The organism is Bifidobacterium sp. UTBIF-68 (genome assembly GCF_006408855.1).
In the GTDB taxonomy this organism is placed as follows: Bacteria; Actinomycetota; Actinomycetes; order Actinomycetales; family Bifidobacteriaceae; genus Bifidobacterium; species Bifidobacterium reuteri.
In genome coordinates this window covers 1-21,449 of the sequence record NZ_JFAN01000017.1, presented here as the reverse complement: position 1 = coordinate 21,449, position 21,449 = coordinate 1, and the positions used below count along the sequence as shown (strand labels likewise).

Sequence of the window (21,449 nt, the reverse complement as noted above, 5' to 3'; positions counted from 1 at the left end):
CGTTGACAGGCGCGACGACGCCGGTATGCTGCCCGCCCGCCGAAGAAGGGAAAAAACCTCCCCGCGCCCCGCTGGCGGGACGCGGGCGCCAGGGCGGGGTTCCCCAAGGGGCGGGCGAGCCCCTTGGGCCGCCGGAGGCCGTCCCGCCACCACCTCGGGGTGGAGGGACACTGCCGCCACACAACGGCCAACCCGGATCCGCCGGGAAAAGGTAGGGGGCACGCGTGTTCCCGACGGGGCCGGGCCTACGCTGCGCGTGGCCTGGCCCCGTCGCCTGCGGCGGGATGGGACGGCCCCGCCCGCGCGCGCCGCGGCACCATGGCATGGCATCATGGGCCGCCGTGCGGCCCGCCGTGCCGTGGGGCCGGGGCGATCGGGGCGGGGCTCAGTTTCCCGCGGCCTTGGGGCCGGCCCGCGCGCACGGGGCGTGTCCCGGCGGAGGGGCGTGGCATCATGGCCGCCCATGGCGGCCGGCCACGCCACGACGACGGGACACGTCCGGACCGTGCGCCTGCGGGCTCCGCTCCCTCCTGGGCGGGGTCCGGGGGCTCTGGGGCCGGGCGGGGTTCCCCAAGGGGCGGCGAGCCCCTTGGGCCGCCGGAGGCCGTCCCGCCGCCACCACGGGGCGGCGGGACACTGCCACAATGGGTGGCTACCATGCGAGGATTGGCGTTGTGGTGATGCCGTTTTCCTCGAGGGCCTGTTGGTATCCGGCTTGGTATCCGTCTTCCCACTCGTCCGGGTAGTCGGCGTATCCGCTGGTGTATTCGCTCCAGTCGCGCCAGTGGGTGTTGCTGACTTGGATTGTTCCGGTTTGTCCGGTGATTGTTTTCTGTTGGCTGGTGAGCCAGTGGATTTCCCCGGTTTCGTCGATGAGGGCGTATTGGCCTTGACTGCCGTCGGTGAGGTCGGCGTGCCCTGCCTGCCATGCGAGTACCGCGTTGCGGCTGTCGTTGGCATATGGCCCGGTCGTGTATCGGCGGGCGATGCCGTTGTGGGCGATGTATCCGGTTCGGCCGTCGGGTTTCCGGTATCGGAACGGGTGGGTGTTTTCCATGCCTACTTTGCCGTGTGTGGCGAGTCGGAAGTGGAGCAGGAACGGGTGTTTTTCGAGTTCGTTCCAGTTTTGGAGGATGTAGGCGAGTGTCCGGTGGTTGTCGGGGTTGCGGTATCGGTGGAGCCGGGTGCCGTCGTGCCATGCTATTCCGGCTCCGTCGGGGTTCGCTTCGCTCATGAGCGCGAGTTGCGTGGGGGTGGGCATGGTGCCTGCCGGGCTGGTGGCTATCACGCACATGGGGTGTCCTCCTGTCGGGTGTGTGCCGCGTCGTCGATGATTCGCCGTGCCGCGTCTGCGGCTTTCCGGCTTGCGAGTCTGATTGCGGGCGGCATGGGTGTGTGGTCTTCGGTGAGTGTGTACATGGTGCGGCTGGTCGCCATGATGTCGCGGGTCTTGAGTGTTCCTTTGGGGAAGCGCTGGAAGAATCGCCACATGGCGTGCATCCAAGTGACGGCGCGTGCGAGCTGGTGGGCGGTGGTCTGGTTCCATGCGCCGAACGTCCGTAGTTCGATGGTGTTCAGATGGTCGTCGTTAACTGCGGTGGCCTTGCCGTGGTATTGGTAGTGTTCGAGCTGGCACCAGCGGCTTCCTGTGGTGTGGCGCATGTTGAGGTTTTCGGCCTGCTGGTCGGTGAGTCCTTTGAGGGCCCAGTACCATCGGCCTGCGGTCTGGCGTGGCGTGCGGCTGATGTGCATGTGTCCGCCTGCGTTGCCTTGTGGCGTGTCGATGGTTTCGACCACTCGGGTGATGGCGTCGATGTCCTGCATGGTCATGGGATGGGTCTGGTATTCGCGTGAACCGCGGTTGTGGAGACTGCCGTCACTGCTCCAGCCTGCGATGAGTGGATGGCGTTCGAAGCCTTCGCGGTCGTGTTCGCCGTCGATTTCGATTTCCATACCGAACGTGAAAGGTTCCTTCGCGGGCCTGCCTTCGTAGGGGTTCCGGTATTCTGCGGCGTTCGAGCACCCGTGGTCGTCATAGCAGTATTGGCAGTACCATCTGTCACAGTGGCAGCATTCGAAGATGTGGTTCAGGCATTCGAAGTTTCCGCATTCGTAGCAGGTGCGTCCGCATTCGTCGCACAACTCCACTCCGCACCAGTCGCATGCGTTTCGGCAGTTGTCGCACAGGCCTCCGTCGCATCTCTCGCATTTGCATGTGTGTCCGGGACATAGGTATACGTGGCATTCCACGCATTTATGCCTGCATTCGCGGCACATCCATTTCTTGCAGTCCCAGTGGTCGCATTCGGTGGCGCAGTCGCGGCAGATGGTGCGGCCGCAGGCGCATGTGATGCGGCAGTTCTTGCATACGGTGCTTGCGCAGTCGGGGCATTCGTATGCATATGCGTCGGCGGGGATGGGTTCGTCGCAACGCTCGCAGAGGGTTTCGGATATGGCTTCGCCCTGCGTCCGTGTGTTGTTGTCCATGTGTGTCACGCTCCTATGTCGTTCGCTTTGTTTTCCGGACGGCTTCGTTCACGCAGGCGAGCCGCTGTGTTTCGCAAGCCGCGTGTCTGTCGTCGTTGGGCGTATGATGCGAGCCTGTTGGCGAGCGACGCCCATCGGCGACGGACCCGCGAACGCTTGCGGAAACACCGCCGCCTGCGAGAATGAAACCGGCCGGAACCCCCCTGCGTGATCGTTGCCCGCTTCTTTGTGGGCTTTTTCTCGCGTCCATCGCCCCGTATGGGGCGTGGCGCGGTGGATGGTATCCGCGCTGTGCGCGGATTCCGTTTCGGCGGGGCCTGTGGTCCCGCCGGGCCGGGTGCCGGGTGCGTAGCGGGCGGCCTGGGTTTTCCGGTTGTCTGGCTTGGTTTCGTGTTCGTGTCTTGTTGCCTGCGTCCCGTCCTTGGGCGGGGCGCAGGCGCCTGGGTGGGGTCCGGGGGCTCTGGGGCCGGGGCGGGGTTCCCCAAGGGGCGGGCGAGCCCCTTGGGCCGCCGGAGGCCGTCCCGCCATCCCGCAGCGGGGTTGCGGGACCCCGGGCGGGGTGGCTCTTGCGAGCCGTTCCCGCTATTCCAGTGGCGCCCAGGGGTCGAATCCGATCTCCCCTGGTTTCGGGGTTGAGGGCAGGCTTTCGGGGAGGGTGCCGGCGTTCTTCGCGTGGTTGATGGTTTCGGTGTCGGTGTATTGCGGTGCCCAGGGGTCGTTTGCGATGGTGTTCTGCTTGTTGTCGTTCATTTTTTCTTTCCTTTCTGGTTGATGACGGGAGAAGGAGGCCGTGGGCCAGGGATCCGCGCAACCGGGACACTCCCGCCGGAGGCGTGGCGTTTCCCGGTTGCACGGATCCCCGGCCCATGGCATCATGCGGGAGCCATCAACCAGGGAGGAAGGAAAAAATGAATGGCTGCGGGCGGATTCCATGGCATCGGTTCCGGTCGTGTCCCGTTTGCGGGGTGCCGGTGATCATGTTCCTGAAGGTTCCTGTGTGGTTCCGGGGTCCTTCGTTCACCCGTGGATGCCGTGATGTCTGCGGTCCTCTGGGCGGGTTGTGCCCCTTGGGCCGCCGGAGGCCGTCCCTCCATCCCCGCTGCGGGGTGGAGGGACATTGTCCGGTGGCGGTGGCTTGCCGTGGGCGGTGTTTATTCGTTGTTTCCTGTCATGGCTGTGTGGATGGCCTGCATGGTCGCGGTCTCGTCGGCTGGCGTGAGGCGCATGAGTCGGGTGAGGGTGCCGTATGCGCCGTAGCAGGCCTGGATTCCGGTGTCGGCGAGCAGTCCGGCGCGTTCCATTTCGAGCGCCGTGTATGCGGCGGCGGGGTCTATCCATAGGGTGAGGGGTCCTTTGATGGGCTCGTGGGGCAGGTTGACGCTGACCGTTTCCATGAGCCCGTCCTCTCCTTGCGCGGCCAGGGCGAGCCGTCCGTTTTCGTATCGTCCGACGAGGACGGTGCGGGTTTCGAGAGCGCTTTCGCCGTCGCCGTCTTCGGGGGCCGCGTGCCAGCTGGCGCCGCGTGATGCCAGCAGTCGTTCGCGTTCCTCCGTGGGCATGGCTCCGCCGGTGCGTGCGCATACGTACCAGTCCGTTTGGAAGGTGACGGGTTCGCCGTCGATGATGAGTTCTTGCATGTCGGATGCTCCTTGGTTTGTCATTGTTTTTCGGTCACCATTTCTCGCCGTCGGGGAATGTCGGCCATGCGTATTCGCTCGTGCACCGGTCGGGGGTGATGGTGATCCGCTCGTAGTCGGGTTCATAGGTTTCGTCGCTGTGGCGGCGGACTGTCCCCCGGCATTCGATGTGTTTCTCTGCGAGGGCTTGCCTGAGCTGTTCGACGTGGTCGCGCCAGTCGTACCAGGTCTCTTCCCCTTCGGGTTCGATGAGGATGACGGCGTCGCATGATTGCGGCCACCGTTCGGTGGGTTCGGTGTCTGCGGGGTCGGTGCTGATCCTGGTGATTCCGTTGTCCGGGTCGAGCCATCCGTTTGCTATGGTCCTGCAGATGCGGGTTGCTTCCTCCGCTGTCTGCCGCGGGTCGAGTGTTGGATGGTGGAGGCGCAGGGCGCCGTCGTAGCAGCTGAGATAGGACATGGTTCTTCTCCTTTGGTTCTTGTGGCCGGTTGTTTTCAGCGTTCGATGCCGTAGTGGCTGCGGATGATGGGGCCGAGCGGTTCGCTCATGCGCAGGATCGCCGAGTAGCTGGTGTGCGTGGTGATTCGGGCGTCGGGTTTGAGCTGCCGGTATGTGCAGGTGTTGACGCCGTCGTGGTGGATTCCCGTATATCGCAGGTCGTCGTTCGGGTCGATGCTCCAGTCGTCGACGTCCATGTCGTTCCAGGGTGCCTGGCGGATGATGTCGCCGATGGTGTCGAACCGGAGGGTGCTGCACATGGTCCGTGTGCCGCGCCAGATTTCCGCTTTGCCGGTGATGATTACGGGCCGGTCGAGGCGGATACCGTCGAGGTTCGCGATCTCGTCCTGACGGTATGCGTCGTTGTATTCGGCTGCGGCGCTGGCGAGGCCCGGCGTGCCGAGGTCGAGGCCTTCGATGGCCTGCCGCAGGGTCTCCGCCCGTGGCGTGTTCCATGGGTTCCGCGTGCTGGCCGTCTGCAGTCCGGCTTCGATGATGGTGTTGACGAGCCAGTCGTCTGCGGGGTCGGTCCCCTGCCGCGTGATGGTCTCTTCGGCCAGGTCCATGGCTTCGGCGCGCGCGTCGTCCAGGATGGCTTCGAGTGTGGCGTTCGCGTTGCTCCAGACGGGGATTCCGGTTGTGGTGTTCATGGTGTGTTCCTCCTGTTGGCGTGGGGTCCTGATTTTGTTTTTTGACCTTCTTCGGTCAGCGGACGCGTACCCGGCCAAAGGAGCGCCTGTCATAAGCCGACACCCGGGCCGACGCAGGAGGCCGCGTGTGTCGACGTTGACAGGCGCGACGACGCCGGTATGCTGCCCGCCCGCCGAAGAAGGGGAAAAACCTCCCCGCGCCCCGCTGGCGGGACGCGGGCGCCAGGGCGGGGTTCCCCAAGGGGCGGGCGAGCCCCTTGGGCCGCCGGAGGCCGTCCCGCCACCCCGCAGCGGGGTGGCGGGACACAGGTCACGGCGGGGGTCAGACGGTTCGCCTTCAGATTTCGTTGCGTCCTGCAGGCCGTTCGGTTTCATGTTCCATCCAGTCGGGCACGTCGATCCCGCAGCGCCGGAAGCGTTCGGCGAGCGGTGCGGCGGTCACCCATCTGCGGACGACTGTGGGGGAACGGTACAGTTCATCGGCCAATGTAGTGAAGGTGGTGCCGGTATCGGCCACAGTGATGCCGTTGCGTCGGATGGTCGGCCAGCCATGGGGCACGGTCTCGACTGTGAACGTGACACCTGCCATGTCAAGCCTGTCTAGGATGGTTCCCGCCGGTTTGCCTATGGCCTTGTTGATGATTAAGTCGTTCATGATTTGTTTTCCTTTTCGTCTAATAGAGGATTTCCACGCGGGCCGGGGATTCGGCATACTGGTCGTTGGGCGCTTCGTGCAGTATTTCGGCCTGCTGCCCCAGTGCGGTTGTCAGGTCTTTGTATTCTTCCGCGTAGAAGGTGCGCGTGTATTCGTCGCTTGGGCCTTCGCTTATGAGGTCCGAGGCTTCCAAGGCGTCCGTGAACTGGTCGATGTCCTGCGGGTAGATGTAGGTCTGGATGTCGTCCGACATGTTCCACGCGGTGCCGGCCAGTTTCCCGTCGCCTGGTCCTTCGATGGTGACGCTTACGGTTGCGCTCATGGCTTCTCTCCTTTGTCCTGTGCTGGGCTGTCAGTCGTCGATGGTGTTGATGTTGGTGACGGTGGCGTCACTGTCGGTGAGCTCCACGGTTTCGCCGACACGGTAATGGTCGGCGTTTTCTAGGAGTTCGTTGACGGCGTCGTCTTCGGTGGAGTCGTCGCCCAGTTCGATGGTGAATGTTCCGCTGTAGGTTTCGGTGTATTCGAGGGTGAATCGTTTCATGGTGATGCAGGTCCTTTACTGGTTGTCCTTGGTGTATTGGCTGATGATCCGACGGGCCTCGGGCAGTGGCGTCGGCTTGTCCTCCTGCACCCAGAGGGCTGCCATATTCTCGTAGATGCTGAAGCCTTCGCAATCGGTGATGGTGCCGTTCGCGGTGAGGTTGAAGCTGACGCCGGCCAGGCTGCTGAGGTTCCTTGGGATTTTTCGGGCGGTGCGGTGCAGTATGTAGAATCTGCCGGTCTCCTCGTTGCCGCTGTGTCCTTGGTCGGCGCGTTCGTACACGTCGTATTGGTCGCCGTTGGGTTGGCGGATACGCAGGTTGACGGCTGCGGGGCTTTGCGTGCTCGTGTTCATGATGGGTCTCCTATCGTGTGGGAGCTGGATGGGTTGCTATATAGAGTTCGACGCCGTCGCAGGGGTGGTCGTCGATCATGAGCACATTGCGTCGAACGCTAATGCCGAAGACGGTGAGGGTGCGCGTGACGTCGGTTCGATCTTCAAACGTGCGTATGCCGTTGACGTCGTAGATGTCGCTGCCGTCGGTGACGCACCAGCGGAGCGTGACGGGCAGTTGTGCGATGAAGAGTTTCATGAGGGATCTCCTTGTGAGGGGTGGGCCGTGTGAGAGCACGGCCCACATGTTGGGGTTTGCTGGGTCAGGCGTTGCAGAGGTCGAGGGTTTCGGCGGGGTCGTATTCGTTTTGGCCTTGGCCTAGTACCGGGATGACTGCGACGAACGTGCCGGCTTGTTCGAGTTCGTGTTTGAGCCAATACGCGTAGTCGAGGCTGTCAGCCGGGCGTGTTTCCGAGGTCATGCCGTCGGGGTGGCGGGTCATGAGATTCGTGCGCGCATTCCAGTCGATGAGCAGGGTTCCGCTGGGGGTGCGCAGGTCCGCGAAGTCGTCGCCGACGAAGATGTTGAGTGCCGGATAGTCTGCGATGCTGCGAGTGGTCATTTTTGCCTCCTGTTGGTGTGGGGTCCTGATTTTGTTTTTTGACCTTCTTCGGTCAGCGGACGCGTACCCGGCCAAAGGAGCGCCTGTCATAAGCCGACACCCGGGCCGACGCAGGAGGCCGCGTGTGTCGACGTTGACAGGCGCGACGACGCCGGTATGCTGCCCGCCCGCCGAAGAAGGGAAAAAACCTCCCCGCGCCCCGCCTGCGGGACGCGGGCGCCAAGGCGGGGTTCCCCAAGGGGCGGGCGAGCCCCTTGGGCCGCCGGAGGCCGTCCCGCCACCACCTCGGGGCGGCGGGACACAAACCACGAACTTGCTGTTTCCGCTTTAAGGTCGTATTGTTTCCTATATGAGGAAACCATTGGTGCAGGGAGGTGCGTGATGGACGAACGATTGTCCGATACGAGGTCGAAGGCGGATTTCCGCCTATTGCGGGACATGCTGGGCCTGCCGCAGGCGTGGGTCGCGCAGCGTGTGGGCGTGACGCCCAGGACGGTGCGCAATTGGGAGGACCCGAAAGAGTTCTATCCACCGTCGCGTGAGGCCTGGGATCTGGTCGAAGGCGTCTGGCGGGAGGCCGCCTCCCAGGCGGCGGCGCTGGTGGACATCGCCTCGCAGGCGGCGGCCGTGGCGCGGGAGCGGGGCGTGGAGCCGGCGCCCCTGATGCTCACGTACTGGCGCGACGCGTCGCAATGGCTTGACGCGCATCCGGGACATCCGGACCCCTCGGCCTGGAGGACGGCGAACGCGGCGACGAGGCTCGCCTCCGACAGGATGCATGTCCTGGGCCTGCCCGTGACAATCGCGTTCGCGGAGACCCGCCCCTGATCCCGTCCGGACGCATGCACGCGCCCCACGGAGGCGCCGGCGCCATCCCGTCAGGGCGGGTGCATGCGCCGTGGGTGGGGATTTGACGTTCACGCCAACATATGTAATAATAGTATTACATCTGTGGGAAGGCTCGAACCACGCCCGCACCTTGGAAAGGAAGGAATCATGGCCGGAACGGAACACAGCAGGCTGATGAACGTCGTCGCCATACTGCGTCGCATGTATGAGGTGCAAGAGGGACGTCGTACTGACCTGCTGCCTTCGACGGACATGCAGGCGGCAAGCGATTGGGCCATCGGCATGGGGGATGATGCGGCTGCGCGGATCGTGGAAGCCGAAAACGCATATCTCGCGTCCGTGGGCAAGGTGCCGGATGCGGGGTTCGACAGGTGGGTGTCCGACTGGGTGGAGCATCCGACGGTGTCCGAGTATTGGAGCCTGTGCGAGGACAGTGTGAGCTTCACCGGGCAGCATGTACCCTATGGGGAGCGTGGCATGGTGGATGATGCCGAGGCGCGTGTCCTGTGCGACGAGCTGCGCGGGAAGGTCACGGCGGCCATGGATGCCGGCCGGCGTATCACCGAGGCCGCGTATCCGGGCAACTTCGACGGCTCCGACATGGCGGGGTCCATCGAATATGCTGCCGCGGAGGCTCTAAGGTTGATGCGGGTGAATCCTCTGGCCGTCCTCGATCTGCTGGACGATTGCGGGGACCTTTTGGATGGTGACACCCGGCGTTTGGCGCGTCGTCTGGCCGAGGCCGAATGGGATCTGATCGTGGAGCGAGGAAAAAACGATTATGCGAATGGCGTGGAGGGTATGACGGAGTGGTGGCGCGTCAACACGCTAATCACACGCACTGGGCTGCAATTCCCCTCGCTCGGCGCATACCGGTATGACGCTCCCGGAAAAAATAATCCCCGCTAGTGCGGGGAACACCCCGCAACCTGTCCTATCTACGGGATCATCCCCACTATGGTGGGGAACACTCCATGTCTGACCCTTTTCACGGGATCATCCCCACAAGCGTGGGGAGCATGTATCCGGTTTTGCGGGATACCTCATATCATACCGGCATTCCTGCCGAAACGCCGATTGCGCCACCACACGTCATGTGATAAAATTATTACATCAGCGGGAAGGTTGGAGCCATGCCCGCACCTTGGAAAGGAACCAGATCATGACAGTCACATACAACCAGCGCGGATACGTCGGCAGCAGCATGAGCGTGCGTGCGCTCGAAGCCTACGCGCGCGGCGAAATGCCCCTCTCGAAATGGAACAGGACGGCCATGATCGCCGAACTCAGCCACATCCTCGACGGCGGAATCGACGCCGGCCTGCTCGAACACACGGACCTGACCACCGAAGACCTGACCGGCCTGCCCAGGAAGGACGTGATGGCCGCGTTCATCGCGATGCCGAAAAACATCCTGCTCGGCGCATGGCTGACCTGCACCAGCTGGCACCACACGTCGAAATACGCCAACGAGACCCTTTTCTACTATCCCGACATCGAACGGCTGCACAGCGTCGTCAACTATGCGATCGGACAGGGCATGGACGTGCGGGAATACCTCATGGACGACGCCGAACGTTGGGCGGCATGCCACTACATCGACTGGCACGCCAATACGGACCACAAGGAGGATTGACGTATGACGCCATTGGAGTTGGAGACGCGCAGGAAACGGCTCGGCCTCTCGCAGGAGGAGCTGGGCCGTTGCCTGGCGTTGGTGAGCCCCATGCCGGACGGTTCGCCGCGCCCTCCCGTCAAACAGCCGACGATAGCGAGCTGGGAGGGCGTGCGCGGCATACCCGCGAACATCAGCATGCTGCTGCCTGACATGTTCGACGCGATAGAGGCCATGACGGACGTGATGTGCGACCGGATCGGGGAGCTGATCCGGCATTCCAGCGCCGTGAGGGATGAACCTACTGTCACGGTGCGCGGCTATGCGACTGACCGTGACTTCTGGGCGGCCTGGCCCGACATGACGGGCTGGCCGCACGTCCTGTGGAACATCGCGGCCACGGTAGCCATGGACGAGATGCGCGAGGAGTACGGCATCGAGTCAGGACTGCAGGCAGGCGACGGCCGGCCGGGGGATCATGCGACGAGGGTGTCGCATGATCCGAGATAGGCGGCAAGGAACCGGATCGGCAATCCGGCCTGGCTGAGGCCTTGACGGAACCGGTGCAGGACCGGCGTCTTTCGACTCGTTCCGGACTGTTTGCTGTCCCTCTTGCGCGGTTCGGACCGCGGGCGGATTCACGGTTCCCCGCATGGGTCCCTTGTCGGGTCGTGGGTGGTTTCGGGGTCGAGGAGTTCGATGGCGGGGATGTGCAGGGCGGCGGCTAGGTCGAGGATGATGCGGCTGCGTTTGTTCGCGGCGGCCCATCGGCGGGTTTCGATGCCTCCTATGTTCTGGATGGATTGTCCGCTGGCCCGTGAGAGTCCGGCCTGGCTGAGTCCCTGACGGCGTCGGTGCCAGGCCAGGCGTGTCCCCGTCCAGCCGGCCGGCGGCTTCGGTGCAGGTGCGGGTTGTTCGCAGCGGCCCGCGACCTGTTCCATGCTGGCGTGGAGCGCGGCGGCGATGGCTGCGAGCATGCCTGCGGTCATGTTGTTCGCGTCGCGTGTGCCGGCGTCGTATTGGCGCAGGCTGCGGTATGGTATTCCGGCGTGCATGGCGAGTTCGGGTCCTGTCCAGCCGTGCGATTCCCTCAGCCGGCGCATGGGCGTCGGCTTCTCCCCTGTCGCGTCGTATGCGGTTCGGATCCGTTCGGGGTTGACGCCGATGGCTTTCCCCCATTCCCGTGCCTGCTGGCCGGTGAGCGCGTCCGTGGGGAGGCTTCCGTCCTCGATGCCGGTGATGGTGTCGGGGTCGATGCCGGTGATCCGGGCGAGGGTCTGTTCGAGGATGCTCCGCTCCTGTCTGATGGCCCGCAGGGTGCGTCCGTCGGCGGGTTTGGTTTCGGCCTTGCCGCTCATGGGCGTCACTTCCCTTCCATGTAGAGGTCGAACAGGGGGCCGGGTTCGACGGTGCCGGTGCGGGTGTCTATGGCCTGGATGGCTTCGAGTGTGGCGATCATGCCTCGTACGGCGGGCCTGCTGCGGCCGGCGAACGCGCCGTGGCCTTCGATGAGTTCGAGGCCCTGTTCGGTGACCGCGTGTCTGGTGGATCCGTGGAGGGCGGCGGCGAGCACGCTTGGACGGACGCCGTGGCCGCGCGCTCGTCGGATGTTTGCGACGTACGTGCATGCGGCGCGGATGGCCTCCCGGTCCATGGGCGTGCTCTCCCCTGTCCGGGCGCGCGTCCGGCGGTCCTCCCTTTTTCTGCGGGCCGCCTTCCTTGATGCGCTGTCGGCAGTCCGTCTGGTTTCGGCGGCCGTCCGGGTCTCGCAGTTGGTGCAGTTGCGGCAGTCCGGGCGTCGGGTGCCCGGCGGGTCGAAGATGGCGAGCATCGCGGCGCGCAGGCATCCGCTGGTCTGGCAGTAGTCGTCCATGGCGTCGAGGCGCGTGTCCATGAGTTCCGCGGCGTGGATGCGGGCCGGGTCCCCGGATTCCTCGGCGCGGCTTCTGGCCTCCCATGCGGCGCGGCGGAGCCATCGCCAGTCGCCGGGGCTCCAGTAGAGGACGGCTTCGGCGGGCAGGCCGTCGCGGCCCGCGCGTCCGGCCTCCTGCCAGTAGGCTTCCGGGCTCTTGCATGGTCCGTCGTTGAGGACCCATCGCACGTCGGGCTTGTCGACGCCCATGCCGAACGCGCTGGTGGCGCAGATGACCCTGGGCGAGCCGGAGAGGAACCCGTCCTGCACCTTCTTCTTGTCGGCGTCCCCCATTTCTGCGTGGAACGCGGCCGCGTCGATGCCTTCGGCGCGCAGCGTGGCGGCGAGCTGTTCGCAGCCTTTCCGGTTCTCCTTGTAGATGATGCCGCTGCCCTGGTGCGTCCTCGCCCATCGGATGATGGCCTCCGCCCGTTCGCGCGGCCGGGCCCTGACGACGGACAGGTGCAGGTTTGGCCGGTCGGCGTCGGTGGCGATGCGGACCGGGTCGTGCAGGCCGAGCAGTCCGATGATCTCGTCGGCCTGGGTGCGGCTGGCCGTCGCGGTGAGGGCGATGACGACGGGCCTTGGCTCGAGTCCCCTGATGTATTCGCCGATGCGCATGTAGCTGGGGCGGAAGTCGCCTCCCCATTGGAGCACGCAGTGGGCCTCGTCCACGGCGAGCAGGCTGATCGCGACATGTCGGGTGAATTCGGCGAAGTCGGGTGTGTGGAGGCGTTCCGGCGCGACGTAGAGGATGCGCAGCCCGCCCGCGATCGCCTTGGCGTAGATCCCGGCGCGTTCGCGTTCGTCCACGCCGCTGTCGATGAGGGCGGCCGGCACGCCCGCCTCGTCGAGGTGGCGCACCTGGTCGCGCATGAGGGCGCGCAGGGGCGTGACGACCAGGGTGAACGTGCCGGGTCTGGCGGCGGGCAGCTGGTAGCAGATGGATTTGCCCCCTCCGGTGGGCATGACGGCCATGACGTCGCGCCCCGACACGATCGCGTCGACGGCCTCCTCCTGACCCGGACGGAAGGTCCCGTATCCGAAGGTCCTGCGCAGCGCGGCCAGCGCGTATCCGTTCTTGTCCGCCATGGTTCTCCCTCCCACTATGATGACACCCCCAAGTATAGCATACTTGGGGGTGTTTTTCTGCTGGGCGGTATGGTTATTCGGCGTCTTCCTGGACTGCTGTGGCGAGGATGGCGGGGGCGGGCCGGTCGAGCCTGGCGGCGGCGTCCGTGAGGAGCCGGTGCGCCTGGGCGACGCTGGCGGCGGCCTCGTTCTCGCGGCGGTCGGCGGCCTCGCAGCGGGCCTTGGAGTCGCGGTCGAGCCTGTCGGCCTTGGAGCGGGCCGCGTTGACGAGCGCGTCGGCCTTGGCCTGCGCGTCGTTGACGAGCGTTTCGGCCTGGGCGCGCGCCTGGGAGATGCGTTCGTCGGCCTCCTGGTCGGCCTTGCGTCTGCGTTCCTCGGCCGCCTCGGTGGTCTTCCCTGCCTGGGCGTGCGCCTCCTGCATGATCCCTTCGGCCTGTTTGTTCGCGGCGGCCGTCGTCGCTTCGGCGTCCTTGCGCGCCTGGTCGAGGAGCTTCCTGCGTTCGGCCTTGGCGCTGTTGACCATGTCCTGCATGTCGACGCCGATCCGCTCGTACGGGTTGTCTGCGGCGTAGCGGAGCCGCTTGTTCTCTTCGGTGAGGTTGGCGATGCGCTGGTTGAGCCTGCCGTTTTCGGTCTGCAGGTCGTAGTATTCGCGTTTGAGCCTCTGGTTGGCCTTCTTCTCGTTGTCGAGCTGTCGTCGCAGCTGCGACACGAGCTGGTCGACCTGGTCGGTCCGGTATCCCCCGAATCCGGCCTTGGGCAGGTCGAGCGGCTTGGCCTCGTCCTTGTACTCCTTGATGGGCTGGAGCAGTTGGGTCTCGTCTTCGGAGCCCTTCCCGGGCATGCTGGTTCCGTCGGTCATGCGGTGCCTTTCCTCTGTGTTTGCGGGCCTTTCCGGCCTGTCCGCCCCACCTTTGCGCCTGCGGATATCGGCGGCGGCGCGGGTGGCCGTCCCGTGGGGTTCACGGGATGCGTCCGGCAGGGCCGTCCTCCCATCCCGGCGTGCCGCGGGGCGGCCGCCGGACCGTATATCACGCCGTCGGCGTCATGCCGGCGGTCGAGGAAAGGAAGAGGTCACATGACCGTATCCAAGAAGGAAAACAACAGGCTCATGGTGTTCGCCGCGTCGGCCACTGCGGTGGCGTCGCTTCTGGCCGGTGTCGCGGCTCCGGCTGCGCTGGCCGTCGACGGGGCCGCCGCCTCGGGTCCGGCCGCCACTGCGCCGGTGCAGCCGGCGGATGGTTCCATGGTGGTGGACCTGAGCAAGGAGACGAAGACCGGCACCGGCGTGTACGTGTCGGACAAGGGCGACGTGACGCCGAAGTCCGACGACGCGAAGGAGCCCCTGTACGGCTCGTGGAAGGCGTTGAAGGCCGGCAAGTACACGCTCACCTACAAGGCCCCGTCCGGCGACAACGCCTCCAAGGACGTGACCATCAGCCACCGCGAGAACGCCTCCTACGACGCGAAGACCGGCCTGACCGACCTGGGCACGGCCGTCAAGGAGGACGGCGTCCTGAAGGTCACGGACCCGGCCGACCCGGTCAAGGACGAGCCCACTTCGGTCGTACTGACGGTGAAGGCCGGCGACGTGCTGCTCCTGCCCTCCAGCGGCGAGTACACGTTCGGCGAGCTCACGTTCACGGCCGACAAGGCCCAGGATGACTTGTCGAAGGGCGACACCGACAAGGACGGCAAGTACACCGCCGCCGATCTGAAGGGCGTGACCCTGTCCGTGGACGGCAAGGCCGTCGCGTTCGATCCGGCTCAGACCACGGTCACCATCCCGGCCGGCTCCAAGAAGGCCGAGGCCGGTTCCGTGCCGGAGGGGTGGACTGCCGGGAGCACCCCGCTGGGCGACGCCACCGGCTGGACTCTGACGTTCACCGCGCCCGACGGCAAGACCAAGTTCAACTACACGCTGACCTCCGGCAAGCCGTCCACCGGCGAGGACGGGGACAAGAAGCCGGGCCAGTCCGACGGGGACAAGAAGCCGGGCCAGGACTCGAAGCCGCAGGGGCTTGAGGCGCTGTCCATCGACCTGAGCAATGAGACGAAGACCGGCACCGGCGTGTACGTGTCGGACAAGGGCGACGTGACGCCGAAGGCGGACGACGCGAAGGAGCCCCTGTACGGCTCGTGGAAGGCGTTGAAGGCCGGCAAGTACACGCTCACCTACAAGGCCCCGTCCGGCGACAACGCCTCCAAGGACGTGACCATCAGCCACCGCGAGAACGCCTCCTACGACGCGAAGACCGGCCTGACCGACCTGGGCGACCCGGTGAAGGGTCTCTCCACCCTCGCACTGGCCGACCCGTCGGACACGACCACCCATGAGCCGAAGACCCTGACGCTGACGTTGGAGGCCGGTGACGTGCTGCTGCTGCCGAAGAGCGGCGAGTATACGTTCGGCACGCTGACCATCAGCCCGGCCGGCACGTCCGACGGCAAGCAGGACGATCAGAAGCCAGGCCAGTCCGACGATCAGGGCAAGGGTTCCGGCAATGCCGTGGACCAGGGCGAACTGTCCCAGACGGGCGCAGGCGTGACCGGCGTGTTCGCCATGCTAGGCGGCCTGCTGGCCGCCGGCCTGGCAGTGCTGGGGTTCAGGCGTCGTCGCGCCTGACGGCATAGGATCACAAGGGCCCGGATCCCCGTCATGGGGGTCCGGGCCCTTTCGTTTGCGGAAGCCACCGGCGGATCCGGGTTCGCGGTCATCGAATACAGGTCGTCCCCGCCGTCGACGAAGAAATCACGCACCCCCTGTCGGTCGGCATCCACTCATTCGCCATGAGCATCCTCCTTGTCCTCGCCACCGGCGTTACCGTAGCGTTCGCGCAGCGTTTCGAGCCGGCCGATGGCCTCGCCCAGCGCGTCGTCGAGCAGTCCGACAGGCACCGTATCCCGCAGCGCCTCGCCGAGGCGTTCCAGCGCGCCGTCGATGTGCTGCGGGTCCGTCCAGGGTTCGATCTGCCGCCAGCCGGAGTCGTAGAGGAGGTTGACGAGCCGGTCGTAGGCGGCGGCTTTGGCTTCTGTGCGACGCCGGTGCGTGGGTTCGCACTGCTCTTCGAGTTTTTGGAGACGCAACGCCATTCTGGAACCCAGCGCGCGGCCGACACCCTTCATCTCCGATTTCTGGTCGAGGTATTCGCGGGCGGTCGCGTACCGGCCGTACCGGCTGACGGACGGGTCGTACCAGACGCTGCGCACGATCTCGCGCAACAGCCGGTCCTTGAGGATGCCCGTATCCTTGTCCGGCGCGTCGTAGCCGGGTTTGCGCCTGTATCGGAGCGTGGCCTTGTCCGGCTCGAACCACATGAGCCCGATGTCGCCGGGCATCTCGTCACGCCCGATCATGCCCTTCGGGCAGACGACGGTCAGCGTGTCGCAGTATTTCCTGTAGCGTTCGTACTTCGCGTCACGCAGCCAATCGGAGCGGGATATTTTGATCTCGTAGCCGTGCACCCACATGTTCCCGTACTGCCATTCCAACGCGACCCCGTCCAGGCGGAGGTCGCCGTCGGGGGCGGGCACGGTGATCTCGGTCCAGAACCCGGCTCGGCCGGTTCTGCGCCACCGTTGCTCCAATGCAGCTTTGATGTCGAACGCAGACACCGTTTGCGTATCGTCCATCATTCTCCCATCACCCCTTCTATGATGGCGATCTGCCGACGCCACCAGCGTTCCACCATCATGGGGGTCGCGTTGCGTGGCAATGGGTTCAACGGGTCCGGGTATCGGCGGGCCAGTCGGCGGCGTTCCTTCATGGTGAGCGTCACCCGCACGTCCACGATGCGTTTCACGCGCAATGCCGGGCACCGGTAGCAGCCTTCCGGATCCCCCTCGTCCGTGGACGGGGTGAGCGGGCCTACCGGTTCGACCTGGTACACGTCGCCTTGTCCGACCATGCTCGCGTAGAGTTTCGCGTACAGGCGGTCGGTGGTGCAGTACACGTTTTCCGGATGCCTGGTGCCTTCGGGCGCGGCGGCGCCCAGTTCCCGCCGTTGCCGGCATATCGGGCAATCGTCATGCCTGTCGTCGCGGCTGTGCCCGGGCTGGATCAGGTCGCCCGGCTTCAATCCGGGCACGCCGCCGTGGTACAGGATGCTCACTTGCGTTTCCTTTCCCTCTCGAACCATTGGACGGCGATGACGCCGCCACCCAGTATGGGGATGCGCCACGGCCGGCCGTCTGTGTTTTCGGCGGGCGTCAGCCGCCAGCCGGGATAAGCGTCCATCATGTCCAGCCACCTTGGCCGATAGCCGGGCACGACCCGCATGCGCGCCTCCAGGAGACAGCCCAGCCAAGGGGCGGGTATGGGCGGCGTCTGCGGATCCGTCTCGTCCGCGAAATCATGGGCGAGCAGCAGGCCCGCCGGGGCGGCTGGCATCCGATGGTCGTTCGCCAGCAGACTCCGCGTCTCAGTGGTGAAATAATCGATGCAGCGCCGCCGGTCGAACGGCAGCAATCCGGCTTCGGCCCACCGTGCGTGAAGCCGGCGACGCTCATACCGTTTCCACGAGTCCACGTCCAACGGGACGGGCGACTCGCGTGCGATCCAATCCAGATTCCGGTCCACATCCTCCAGCCATGAGACGGGATCCTCCCACGGGCAGGGCGGGACCGGCCACGCGTCGCGCAGGCATTCCGCCAATGCGAGCACTCCATTGGGCGTGAACCGGATCGGCCCGTACACGCGGTCCGTGTCATGGCATTGCCCGCAGTACAGGGATTCCCGTGACGGTCGGGTCTTCGTGAACGTGAGCTGCCCCAGATGGGATTCGATCGCATACCATGCGGTCTCACGGCCTGTGATGTCCATGATCAGTCCCCTCCTTGCTGGTGTCGTTCCAAGTTTTCACGTGTCGGCGAGTCAGGCGGACGATACGACGCCGACCCCCGTTGCGGTAGGCGTTCCATCTGCGGATGCCATACCGTAGGGCATCGTCCTTGCGGGGTTCGAAATCCCAGTCCAACAGCCACCGGCTGTCGCATCGCGCGCATTGGAATACCAGCTGCCAGAACGGGCTCGCGTAGAGGTGGCCGATGAACTCCCATTTTGGGCGTATCCGTCCCCCGCATTCCGGGCAGCGGCTTATCCTGTGGTACTTCCTGATCATGCTTCCTCCTTTTTCTCTTCCGGACGATGGGCTGCCCCATTGTCCGGGCGTTGGTCAATCGGCGTCGATGCCGCTCCCCGGCTCATTCCGCGTCCTCTTCGGTGGCCTTGGCACGGATCGCGGCGAGGATTCCTCTCACGCGGCTCCGATACTTGGCTTTACCGCCTTCCGGCAGCCTGTCCCAGTCGATATTGAAGAACAGGCCGGACGCGCTGCATTCCTTGTAGAAGAGCCGTTCCGCTCCGGCGTCGATCTCCGTGTCGGTCCATTCCCGTTGCGCGCCCTCAATGTAGGCCTCCTGCATGTCGTCGGACGTGTACGCGCTTTTCAGGCCCGTGTCGCCCCAGTCGGGGTTCTCGTAGCCGGGGTAGGCGAGACGCGGATACCGGCGTGCCGCCTCACGGCTGATGATGCTCATTCCGCCTCCACCCGTCCGCCAGCCGCCCGCCCGCCATTCCGGTCATGACGCCTCCCCGGTTGGAGCAGACGGTGCCAAGCCTGGGCGAGCAGATGCGGGCTCCAATACGACTCCCCCTTGTATTCGACGACGGGCAGGCCGGTCCCGTCCACGGTGAGCCGGCCCGCTAAAGCGTCGTACCGTTCCACGGGATACCCGTCCTTGTCGAACCGGGCGGGCATCACCCTGTCCCCGAAATCCAGTTCGCCCAGCATGGGGTCCAGGCGATGTAGCCTCGTATCCAGCATGGTGAGGTAAGCGCTCTTCATCTCCTCCGCCATGTTGTCCGGCATGCCGTCCGTCCAGTCGTCCACATCCCATGAACCGTCACTGTTCTCTATGAACGGTTTCGCCCACATGCAATCCATCAGAGTCCCCTCCTTCCACGGTCTGAATGCCGTTCATGCCTTCCCCTTCCCGTATTCGGGCGTGTCCCGGAGGATGCGGAACACGCGCACCCACCGGTCGTCCACCGGTTGGATGCGTCCGGCGACGTCCTGCACGTCGCCCAACGGCTCGTCCAGGGGGATCAGGTTCCCCCATACGAGGTCGCGGGCGCTCACCCGGTTCCACCAGTCCGTGAACAATACCTGCGGATACCGTTTCGTATACGTCTCCCACAGGCGTGGCATACGCGGGTCCGTGGAGTCGATGTCATGGCGGAATGCGCAGGCGAACAGGATACGCCTGTCCACGCCGTCCGCTTCCAATGGTCCCGGTTTGTCCCAAGGGCCGCGTCGCAGCAGCCATGCCATGTCCGTCCACCGGCTGTTGTGCGGCTCCCGTCGTTCGATCCAGTCGGCCAACGCCAAGGCCGTGGCCTTGCGCAGGCGCATCCGGTTGCGTTCCAGCACGTCGAGGACCGCGCTGTCCGCGTATGTGCCGCGTCCACACGCATAACGGACGGCGCTGTCGAGGATATGGTCGAGATCATCCGGGCTGATGATCGTGACCCCTATTGGTGTTTTCACTGGTCCTTGCCGCCTTTCCGAATCGGCTGCTCCCGCATGCTGATGTATTTCATTGGTTGAGCAGCTTCATCAATTGGATTTCCGCGATGGCCGCGTTCAGGTAGCCGTGCGTGTGGAAGTGTTCCGGGTCACGGCAGCCGATGATCCATGAGGCGTTGCCGGTGGCGTTGTCCTTCTTGAGTTGGGCGGTCATCTGCCGTCCGCAGTTGGGGCAGTACCAGGTTCGTTTGGGCAGGCTGGACCAGTGTTGTTCCATTGTTTTTCCTCCTGAATCGCATGTGTTTTGTCGGCCGGTGTGATGCCGGTGATGAGAGGAACCCAGATGAGGGGTGATGCTTGCCGGCCAACGGGGCAGGTTCCGTTCCGCGGCACCGGGCGTGCCCGCATTGGCTGCCGGTCCGCCGCCTTTGCCTTTGCGGAGGCGGGTCAGGCGTGCAGTTCCTCCTGTGCCTGCCGTCTGAGCCAATCGGACAGGCGGAGCATGTCCTCGACCGGCAGTGTGGCGGCGAGTCGGATGAAGCCGGGCCGGTCGATGCCGATTTCCGCGCACCCGTTCCTGACGGAGCGGTCAGCGGTGAGTATCGTGCCGGAATCGTCTACCGTATGGATTCTGAGCGCTGTCACTTGTCCGTCTGCTCCTGTTCCGCCGTGTCCGGCGTCCTGTCGTGTGTTTCCCCGCCCATCAGCGTGCGGTCGCGTGTCCTGCGGTTCCTGATCTGTGTGATCACCGCTTGGACCAGCGGGCCTGCTGCCGTTGTCGTCTTGCCGTTGTCCTGCATCGGTGGCGCGCCTTCCATGAATGGGATGATCAGCCGCGGGTTCTCTGTGTCGGCCGCCGGTGCGGGTGTGTTCACGAGATCCATGGGATGAATCCCTCCAGGGTGAATACGGGGACGAGTACGGCGAGCAGCAGTGCGGCCGCGGCGGCGCAATGACGGTAGAACCGTGCGTGGCTGGGATGGCCCGCCCATATGCCCATCAGTGTGAAGGCCAGCAGGAGCATGGGGAGCCATATGATGGCTCCCCATGCGATCGGATGCGCGTCCATCATCCGAAGACCGTCAGGACGAGCCGTCCCAATCCCCAGTCGGTGGCCGAGACGAATGTCATGAGGGCGAGCACGAATGTGGAGGCGGCCAGGCTCCATGACAGCCATTCATGGGTGGTCGGGGTCACGGTCTTGCGCAGCTCGTCCCAGGTCTGGATGGTGTGGACTCCTATGGCGTGTACCGGCCGCATCATGGGCGTGTGCAGTGCAGGTCGTAGAGGTATGCGGCGAGGCCGTCGATGTCTTCCTCTCGCATGTTGGTGTTCCATAGCCATTCGGCGAGTCCCTTTCTCAATGCCTGTCGTGTGGTGTAGCGGGGTTGTCCGTCCGCTTGTTCCATGGCGTCGCGGATCCGGTAGGCGGTCGCCGCGGACACGCCGGCCCTGATCGCGGCGGCCTGCGGGCTGAGTCCTTTGGCGAGCAGTCCGCGGACGAGTTGTGTCCGTTCTTCGGTGGCTTGTGGCTGCTCCCCGGTGGCGTGCGGTTGTTCCCCGTTCATGTGCGCGCCCCTTTCTGTCGGTTTGGCGTGATGTGGTTCCGGCCTTGTCGCGCGCGTCCGGCCGGCGGGACGCAGCCTATGGGTCGTGTGGCGCTTGCATGCGGCCCTGTGCCGTATGCCGTGCCCATGTCCGGTGTCGGGCCGGTTCGCGTCCTGTTCGGCGCCCATGGGCCGGGCGTGGCGCTGGGACGGTCCTGGGCGGTTAGCAAGTGTTCCGTCTGTTCGTCCCATCGTTCCCTTGTGGTCCGGCACTATGCGGGTACGGACCGGGTGGCGTTGACGTCGTGCCCGGAGCGGCATGCGGGTGCCGATCCCGCGTCCCGGGCTTGGGAAGCCCGTGCACTGGCCGTTGTGCTAATGCCGCATGCCCTCCTGTTCGCGCGCCTGGGGTCGGAGGGCCCGCCCCTGGAAACACCGTGTTGTCTGGCGCTTGCATGCGGCCCTGTGCCGTATGCCGG

Annotated in this window: 33 protein-coding genes and 1 tRNA gene; 5 read left to right on the top strand and 29 right to left on the bottom strand. The window is 65.2% G+C overall.

All coding sequences use genetic code 11. From position 1 onward, the window contains the following. Positions 1 to 652: 652 nt before the first annotated feature. The 12 genes from BW14_RS06020 to BW14_RS05970 form a co-directional block, all read right to left on the bottom strand. Positions 653 to 1,294, bottom strand: a complete 642-nt coding sequence (locus BW14_RS06020) for a class II glutamine amidotransferase (RefSeq protein WP_140489612.1) — start codon at positions 1,292 to 1,294, stop codon at positions 653 to 655. Next, positions 1,285 to 1,953: a hypothetical protein gene (locus tag BW14_RS06015; protein ID WP_181162314.1), complete on the bottom strand. Its 669-nt coding sequence runs from the start codon at positions 1,951 to 1,953 to the stop codon at positions 1,285 to 1,287. The genes BW14_RS06020 and BW14_RS06015 overlap by 10 nt, the downstream gene beginning before the upstream one ends. 1,116 nt (positions 1,954 to 3,069) lie before the next feature. After that, positions 3,070 to 3,237 (bottom strand): hypothetical protein, encoded by a 168-nt coding sequence (locus BW14_RS11940; RefSeq protein ID WP_181162313.1) that lies wholly within the window; start codon positions 3,235 to 3,237, stop codon positions 3,070 to 3,072. A gap of 401 nt (positions 3,238 to 3,638) precedes the next feature. Next, positions 3,639 to 4,124 carry a hypothetical protein gene (locus BW14_RS06010; RefSeq protein WP_140489610.1) on the bottom strand — a complete coding sequence of 162 codons (486 nt, stop codon included), beginning with the start codon at positions 4,122 to 4,124 and terminating at the stop codon, positions 3,639 to 3,641. A 34-nt stretch (positions 4,125 to 4,158) separates the two neighbouring features. Beyond that, positions 4,159 to 4,584: a hypothetical protein gene (locus BW14_RS06005; RefSeq protein ID WP_140489608.1), complete on the bottom strand. Its 426-nt coding sequence runs from the start codon at positions 4,582 to 4,584 to the stop codon at positions 4,159 to 4,161. Positions 4,585 to 4,619: 35 nt separating this feature from the next. Next, positions 4,620 to 5,273 carry a hypothetical protein gene (locus BW14_RS06000; protein WP_140489606.1) on the bottom strand — a complete coding sequence of 218 codons (654 nt, stop codon included), beginning with the start codon at positions 5,271 to 5,273 and terminating at the stop codon, positions 4,620 to 4,622. Between the two features lie 337 nt (positions 5,274 to 5,610). Beyond that, positions 5,611 to 5,928, bottom strand: a complete 318-nt coding sequence (locus BW14_RS05995; protein WP_140489604.1) for a hypothetical protein — start codon at positions 5,926 to 5,928, stop codon at positions 5,611 to 5,613. Between the two features lie 19 nt (positions 5,929 to 5,947). Next, on the bottom strand, positions 5,948 to 6,250 hold the full coding sequence (locus BW14_RS05990; RefSeq protein ID WP_140489602.1) for a hypothetical protein: 303 nt from the start codon (positions 6,248 to 6,250) through the stop codon (positions 5,948 to 5,950). A gap of 30 nt (positions 6,251 to 6,280) precedes the next feature. Then, entirely contained in the window at positions 6,281 to 6,472 is a 192-nt protein-coding gene (locus tag BW14_RS05985) for a hypothetical protein (RefSeq protein ID WP_140489600.1), read from the bottom strand. A 15-nt stretch (positions 6,473 to 6,487) separates the two neighbouring features. Then, positions 6,488 to 6,826 carry a hypothetical protein gene (locus BW14_RS05980; protein WP_140489598.1) on the bottom strand — a complete coding sequence of 113 codons (339 nt, stop codon included), beginning with the start codon at positions 6,824 to 6,826 and terminating at the stop codon, positions 6,488 to 6,490. Between the two features lie 10 nt (positions 6,827 to 6,836). Next, positions 6,837 to 7,064 carry a hypothetical protein gene (locus BW14_RS05975; RefSeq protein ID WP_140489596.1) on the bottom strand — a complete coding sequence of 76 codons (228 nt, stop codon included), beginning with the start codon at positions 7,062 to 7,064 and terminating at the stop codon, positions 6,837 to 6,839. Between the two features lie 64 nt (positions 7,065 to 7,128). Continuing rightward, positions 7,129 to 7,428: a hypothetical protein gene (locus tag BW14_RS05970; RefSeq protein ID WP_140489594.1), complete on the bottom strand. Its 300-nt coding sequence runs from the start codon at positions 7,426 to 7,428 to the stop codon at positions 7,129 to 7,131. Positions 7,429 to 7,809: 381 nt separating this feature from the next. On the opposite strand from BW14_RS05970, the gene BW14_RS05965 reads away from it, so the two are divergent. The 4 genes from BW14_RS05965 to BW14_RS05950 all read left to right on the top strand — a co-directional run bounded on the left by BW14_RS05965 (position 7,810) and on the right by BW14_RS05950 (position 10,402). After that, on the top strand, positions 7,810 to 8,256 hold the full coding sequence (locus BW14_RS05965) for a DNA-binding transcriptional regulator (protein WP_140489592.1): 447 nt from the start codon (positions 7,810 to 7,812) through the stop codon (positions 8,254 to 8,256). Between the two features lie 168 nt (positions 8,257 to 8,424). Further along, a complete protein-coding gene (locus tag BW14_RS05960) occupies positions 8,425 to 9,186 on the top strand; it encodes a hypothetical protein (protein WP_140489590.1) in 762 nt (253 codons plus the stop codon). A gap of 253 nt (positions 9,187 to 9,439) precedes the next feature. Then, entirely contained in the window at positions 9,440 to 9,913 is a 474-nt protein-coding gene (locus tag BW14_RS05955; protein WP_140489588.1) for a hypothetical protein, read from the top strand. 3 nt (positions 9,914 to 9,916) lie between these two features. Then, positions 9,917 to 10,402, top strand: a complete 486-nt coding sequence (locus BW14_RS05950) for a hypothetical protein (RefSeq protein WP_140489586.1) — start codon at positions 9,917 to 9,919, stop codon at positions 10,400 to 10,402. 128 nt (positions 10,403 to 10,530) lie between these two features. On the opposite strand, the gene BW14_RS05945 is transcribed toward BW14_RS05950, so the two are convergent. The 3 genes from BW14_RS05945 to BW14_RS05935 form a co-directional block, all read right to left on the bottom strand. Further along, a complete protein-coding gene (locus tag BW14_RS05945; RefSeq protein ID WP_140489584.1) occupies positions 10,531 to 11,250 on the bottom strand; it encodes a helix-turn-helix transcriptional regulator in 720 nt (239 codons plus the stop codon). 5 nt (positions 11,251 to 11,255) lie between these two features. Continuing rightward, positions 11,256 to 12,896, bottom strand: coding sequence for an ATP-dependent DNA helicase RecQ (locus BW14_RS05940; RefSeq protein WP_140489582.1), 1,641 nt, complete (start codon positions 12,894 to 12,896; stop codon positions 11,256 to 11,258). 73 nt (positions 12,897 to 12,969) lie between these two features. Then, on the bottom strand, positions 12,970 to 13,758 hold the full coding sequence (locus tag BW14_RS05935; RefSeq protein WP_140489580.1) for a hypothetical protein: 789 nt from the start codon (positions 13,756 to 13,758) through the stop codon (positions 12,970 to 12,972). A gap of 216 nt (positions 13,759 to 13,974) precedes the next feature. Here BW14_RS05935 and BW14_RS05930 point away from each other — a divergent pair, with 216 nt between their 5' ends. Beyond that, complete coding sequence (locus BW14_RS05930; protein WP_140489578.1) at positions 13,975 to 15,522, top strand: hypothetical protein; 1,548 nt, start codon at positions 13,975 to 13,977, stop codon at positions 15,520 to 15,522. 155 nt (positions 15,523 to 15,677) lie between these two features. Here BW14_RS05930 and BW14_RS05925 read toward each other — a convergent pair whose 3' ends face one another. The 14 genes from BW14_RS05925 to BW14_RS05860 all read right to left on the bottom strand — a co-directional run bounded on the left by BW14_RS05925 (position 15,678) and on the right by BW14_RS05860 (position 21,355). Continuing rightward, positions 15,678 to 16,532 (bottom strand): MmcB family DNA repair protein, encoded by an 855-nt coding sequence (locus tag BW14_RS05925; protein ID WP_140489576.1) that lies wholly within the window; start codon positions 16,530 to 16,532, stop codon positions 15,678 to 15,680. After that, positions 16,529 to 17,008: a hypothetical protein gene (locus tag BW14_RS05920; RefSeq protein ID WP_140489574.1), complete on the bottom strand. Its 480-nt coding sequence runs from the start codon at positions 17,006 to 17,008 to the stop codon at positions 16,529 to 16,531. The genes BW14_RS05925 and BW14_RS05920 overlap by 4 nt, the downstream gene beginning before the upstream one ends. Continuing rightward, on the bottom strand, positions 17,005 to 17,718 hold the full coding sequence (locus BW14_RS05915) for a hypothetical protein (RefSeq protein WP_140489572.1): 714 nt from the start codon (positions 17,716 to 17,718) through the stop codon (positions 17,005 to 17,007). Before BW14_RS05915 ends, BW14_RS05920 begins: the two co-directional genes overlap by 4 nt. Further along, entirely contained in the window at positions 17,699 to 18,016 is a 318-nt protein-coding gene (locus tag BW14_RS05910; protein WP_140489570.1) for a hypothetical protein, read from the bottom strand. Before BW14_RS05910 ends, BW14_RS05915 begins: the two co-directional genes overlap by 20 nt. 82 nt (positions 18,017 to 18,098) lie before the next feature. After that, a complete protein-coding gene (locus BW14_RS05905) occupies positions 18,099 to 18,434 on the bottom strand; it encodes a hypothetical protein (RefSeq protein WP_140489568.1) in 336 nt (111 codons plus the stop codon). Continuing rightward, a complete protein-coding gene (locus BW14_RS05900) occupies positions 18,431 to 18,841 on the bottom strand; it encodes a hypothetical protein (RefSeq protein WP_140489566.1) in 411 nt (136 codons plus the stop codon). Before BW14_RS05900 ends, BW14_RS05905 begins: the two co-directional genes overlap by 4 nt. Before the next feature lie 33 nt (positions 18,842 to 18,874). After that, positions 18,875 to 19,444 (bottom strand): hypothetical protein, encoded by a 570-nt coding sequence (locus tag BW14_RS05895; RefSeq protein ID WP_140489564.1) that lies wholly within the window; start codon positions 19,442 to 19,444, stop codon positions 18,875 to 18,877. A 49-nt stretch (positions 19,445 to 19,493) separates the two neighbouring features. Beyond that, positions 19,494 to 19,700: a hypothetical protein gene (locus BW14_RS05890; protein WP_140489562.1), complete on the bottom strand. Its 207-nt coding sequence runs from the start codon at positions 19,698 to 19,700 to the stop codon at positions 19,494 to 19,496. A gap of 170 nt (positions 19,701 to 19,870) precedes the next feature. Beyond that, a complete protein-coding gene (locus BW14_RS05885) occupies positions 19,871 to 20,068 on the bottom strand; it encodes a hypothetical protein (protein WP_140489560.1) in 198 nt (65 codons plus the stop codon). Continuing rightward, positions 20,065 to 20,307, bottom strand: coding sequence for a hypothetical protein (locus BW14_RS05880; RefSeq protein ID WP_140489558.1), 243 nt, complete (start codon positions 20,305 to 20,307; stop codon positions 20,065 to 20,067). The genes BW14_RS05885 and BW14_RS05880 overlap by 4 nt, the downstream gene beginning before the upstream one ends. Continuing rightward, complete coding sequence (locus tag BW14_RS05875; protein WP_140489556.1) at positions 20,295 to 20,495, bottom strand: hypothetical protein; 201 nt, start codon at positions 20,493 to 20,495, stop codon at positions 20,295 to 20,297. Before BW14_RS05875 ends, BW14_RS05880 begins: the two co-directional genes overlap by 13 nt. Beyond that, positions 20,492 to 20,686: a preprotein translocase subunit SecE gene (gene secE, locus BW14_RS05870; RefSeq protein WP_140489554.1), complete on the bottom strand. Its 195-nt coding sequence runs from the start codon at positions 20,684 to 20,686 to the stop codon at positions 20,492 to 20,494. The genes BW14_RS05875 and secE overlap by 4 nt, the downstream gene beginning before the upstream one ends. Next, complete coding sequence (locus tag BW14_RS05865; RefSeq protein WP_140489552.1) at positions 20,683 to 20,991, bottom strand: hypothetical protein; 309 nt, start codon at positions 20,989 to 20,991, stop codon at positions 20,683 to 20,685. Before BW14_RS05865 ends, secE begins: the two co-directional genes overlap by 4 nt. Positions 20,992 to 21,283: 292 nt before the next feature. Continuing rightward, a tRNA-Gly gene (locus BW14_RS05860) sits at positions 21,284 to 21,355 on the bottom strand. Positions 21,356 to 21,449 lie beyond the last annotated feature (94 nt).

What these genes read in the sequence shown, in the direction of transcription:
- BW14_RS06020 (WP_140489612.1), bottom strand. Translation starts at nt 1,294, where the DNA reads ATGTGCGTGATAGCCACCAGCCCGGCAGGCACCATGCCCACCCCCACG.
- BW14_RS06015 (WP_181162314.1), bottom strand. Translation starts at nt 1,953, where the DNA reads ATGGAAATCGAAATCGACGGCGAACACGACCGCGAAGGCTTCGAACGC.
- BW14_RS11940 (WP_181162313.1), bottom strand. Translation starts at nt 3,237, where the DNA reads ATGAACGACAACAAGCAGAACACCATCGCAAACGACCCCTGGGCACCG.
- BW14_RS06010 (WP_140489610.1), bottom strand. Translation starts at nt 4,124, where the DNA reads ATGCAAGAACTCATCATCGACGGCGAACCCGTCACCTTCCAAACGGAC.
- BW14_RS06005 (WP_140489608.1), bottom strand. Translation starts at nt 4,584, where the DNA reads ATGTCCTATCTCAGCTGCTACGACGGCGCCCTGCGCCTCCACCATCCA.
- BW14_RS06000 (WP_140489606.1), bottom strand. Translation starts at nt 5,273, where the DNA reads ATGAACACCACAACCGGAATCCCCGTCTGGAGCAACGCGAACGCCACA.
- BW14_RS05995 (WP_140489604.1), bottom strand. Translation starts at nt 5,928, where the DNA reads ATGAACGACTTAATCATCAACAAGGCCATAGGCAAACCGGCGGGAACC.
- BW14_RS05990 (WP_140489602.1), bottom strand. Translation starts at nt 6,250, where the DNA reads ATGAGCGCAACCGTAAGCGTCACCATCGAAGGACCAGGCGACGGGAAA.
- BW14_RS05985 (WP_140489600.1), bottom strand. Translation starts at nt 6,472, where the DNA reads ATGAAACGATTCACCCTCGAATACACCGAAACCTACAGCGGAACATTC.
- BW14_RS05980 (WP_140489598.1), bottom strand. Translation starts at nt 6,826, where the DNA reads ATGAACACGAGCACGCAAAGCCCCGCAGCCGTCAACCTGCGTATCCGC.
- BW14_RS05975 (WP_140489596.1), bottom strand. Translation starts at nt 7,064, where the DNA reads ATGAAACTCTTCATCGCACAACTGCCCGTCACGCTCCGCTGGTGCGTC.
- BW14_RS05970 (WP_140489594.1), bottom strand. Translation starts at nt 7,428, where the DNA reads ATGACCACTCGCAGCATCGCAGACTATCCGGCACTCAACATCTTCGTC.
- BW14_RS05965 (WP_140489592.1), top strand. Translation starts at nt 7,810, where the DNA reads ATGGACGAACGATTGTCCGATACGAGGTCGAAGGCGGATTTCCGCCTA.
- BW14_RS05960 (WP_140489590.1), top strand. Translation starts at nt 8,425, where the DNA reads ATGGCCGGAACGGAACACAGCAGGCTGATGAACGTCGTCGCCATACTG.
- BW14_RS05955 (WP_140489588.1), top strand. Translation starts at nt 9,440, where the DNA reads ATGACAGTCACATACAACCAGCGCGGATACGTCGGCAGCAGCATGAGC.
- BW14_RS05950 (WP_140489586.1), top strand. Translation starts at nt 9,917, where the DNA reads ATGACGCCATTGGAGTTGGAGACGCGCAGGAAACGGCTCGGCCTCTCG.
- BW14_RS05945 (WP_140489584.1), bottom strand. Translation starts at nt 11,250, where the DNA reads ATGAGCGGCAAGGCCGAAACCAAACCCGCCGACGGACGCACCCTGCGG.
- BW14_RS05940 (WP_140489582.1), bottom strand. Translation starts at nt 12,896, where the DNA reads ATGGCGGACAAGAACGGATACGCGCTGGCCGCGCTGCGCAGGACCTTC.
- BW14_RS05935 (WP_140489580.1), bottom strand. Translation starts at nt 13,758, where the DNA reads ATGACCGACGGAACCAGCATGCCCGGGAAGGGCTCCGAAGACGAGACC.
- BW14_RS05930 (WP_140489578.1), top strand. Translation starts at nt 13,975, where the DNA reads ATGACCGTATCCAAGAAGGAAAACAACAGGCTCATGGTGTTCGCCGCG.
- BW14_RS05925 (WP_140489576.1), bottom strand. Translation starts at nt 16,532, where the DNA reads ATGATGGACGATACGCAAACGGTGTCTGCGTTCGACATCAAAGCTGCA.
- BW14_RS05915 (WP_140489572.1), bottom strand. Translation starts at nt 17,718, where the DNA reads ATGGACATCACAGGCCGTGAGACCGCATGGTATGCGATCGAATCCCAT.
- BW14_RS05910 (WP_140489570.1), bottom strand. Translation starts at nt 18,016, where the DNA reads ATGATCAGGAAGTACCACAGGATAAGCCGCTGCCCGGAATGCGGGGGA.
- BW14_RS05905 (WP_140489568.1), bottom strand. Translation starts at nt 18,434, where the DNA reads ATGAGCATCATCAGCCGTGAGGCGGCACGCCGGTATCCGCGTCTCGCC.
- BW14_RS05900 (WP_140489566.1), bottom strand. Translation starts at nt 18,841, where the DNA reads ATGGATTGCATGTGGGCGAAACCGTTCATAGAGAACAGTGACGGTTCA.
- BW14_RS05890 (WP_140489562.1), bottom strand. Translation starts at nt 19,700, where the DNA reads ATGGAACAACACTGGTCCAGCCTGCCCAAACGAACCTGGTACTGCCCC.
- BW14_RS05880 (WP_140489558.1), bottom strand. Translation starts at nt 20,307, where the DNA reads ATGGATCTCGTGAACACACCCGCACCGGCGGCCGACACAGAGAACCCG.
- BW14_RS05875 (WP_140489556.1), bottom strand. Translation starts at nt 20,495, where the DNA reads ATGATGGACGCGCATCCGATCGCATGGGGAGCCATCATATGGCTCCCC.
- secE (WP_140489554.1), bottom strand. Translation starts at nt 20,686, where the DNA reads ATGATGCGGCCGGTACACGCCATAGGAGTCCACACCATCCAGACCTGG.
- BW14_RS05865 (WP_140489552.1), bottom strand. Translation starts at nt 20,991, where the DNA reads ATGAACGGGGAACAACCGCACGCCACCGGGGAGCAGCCACAAGCCACC.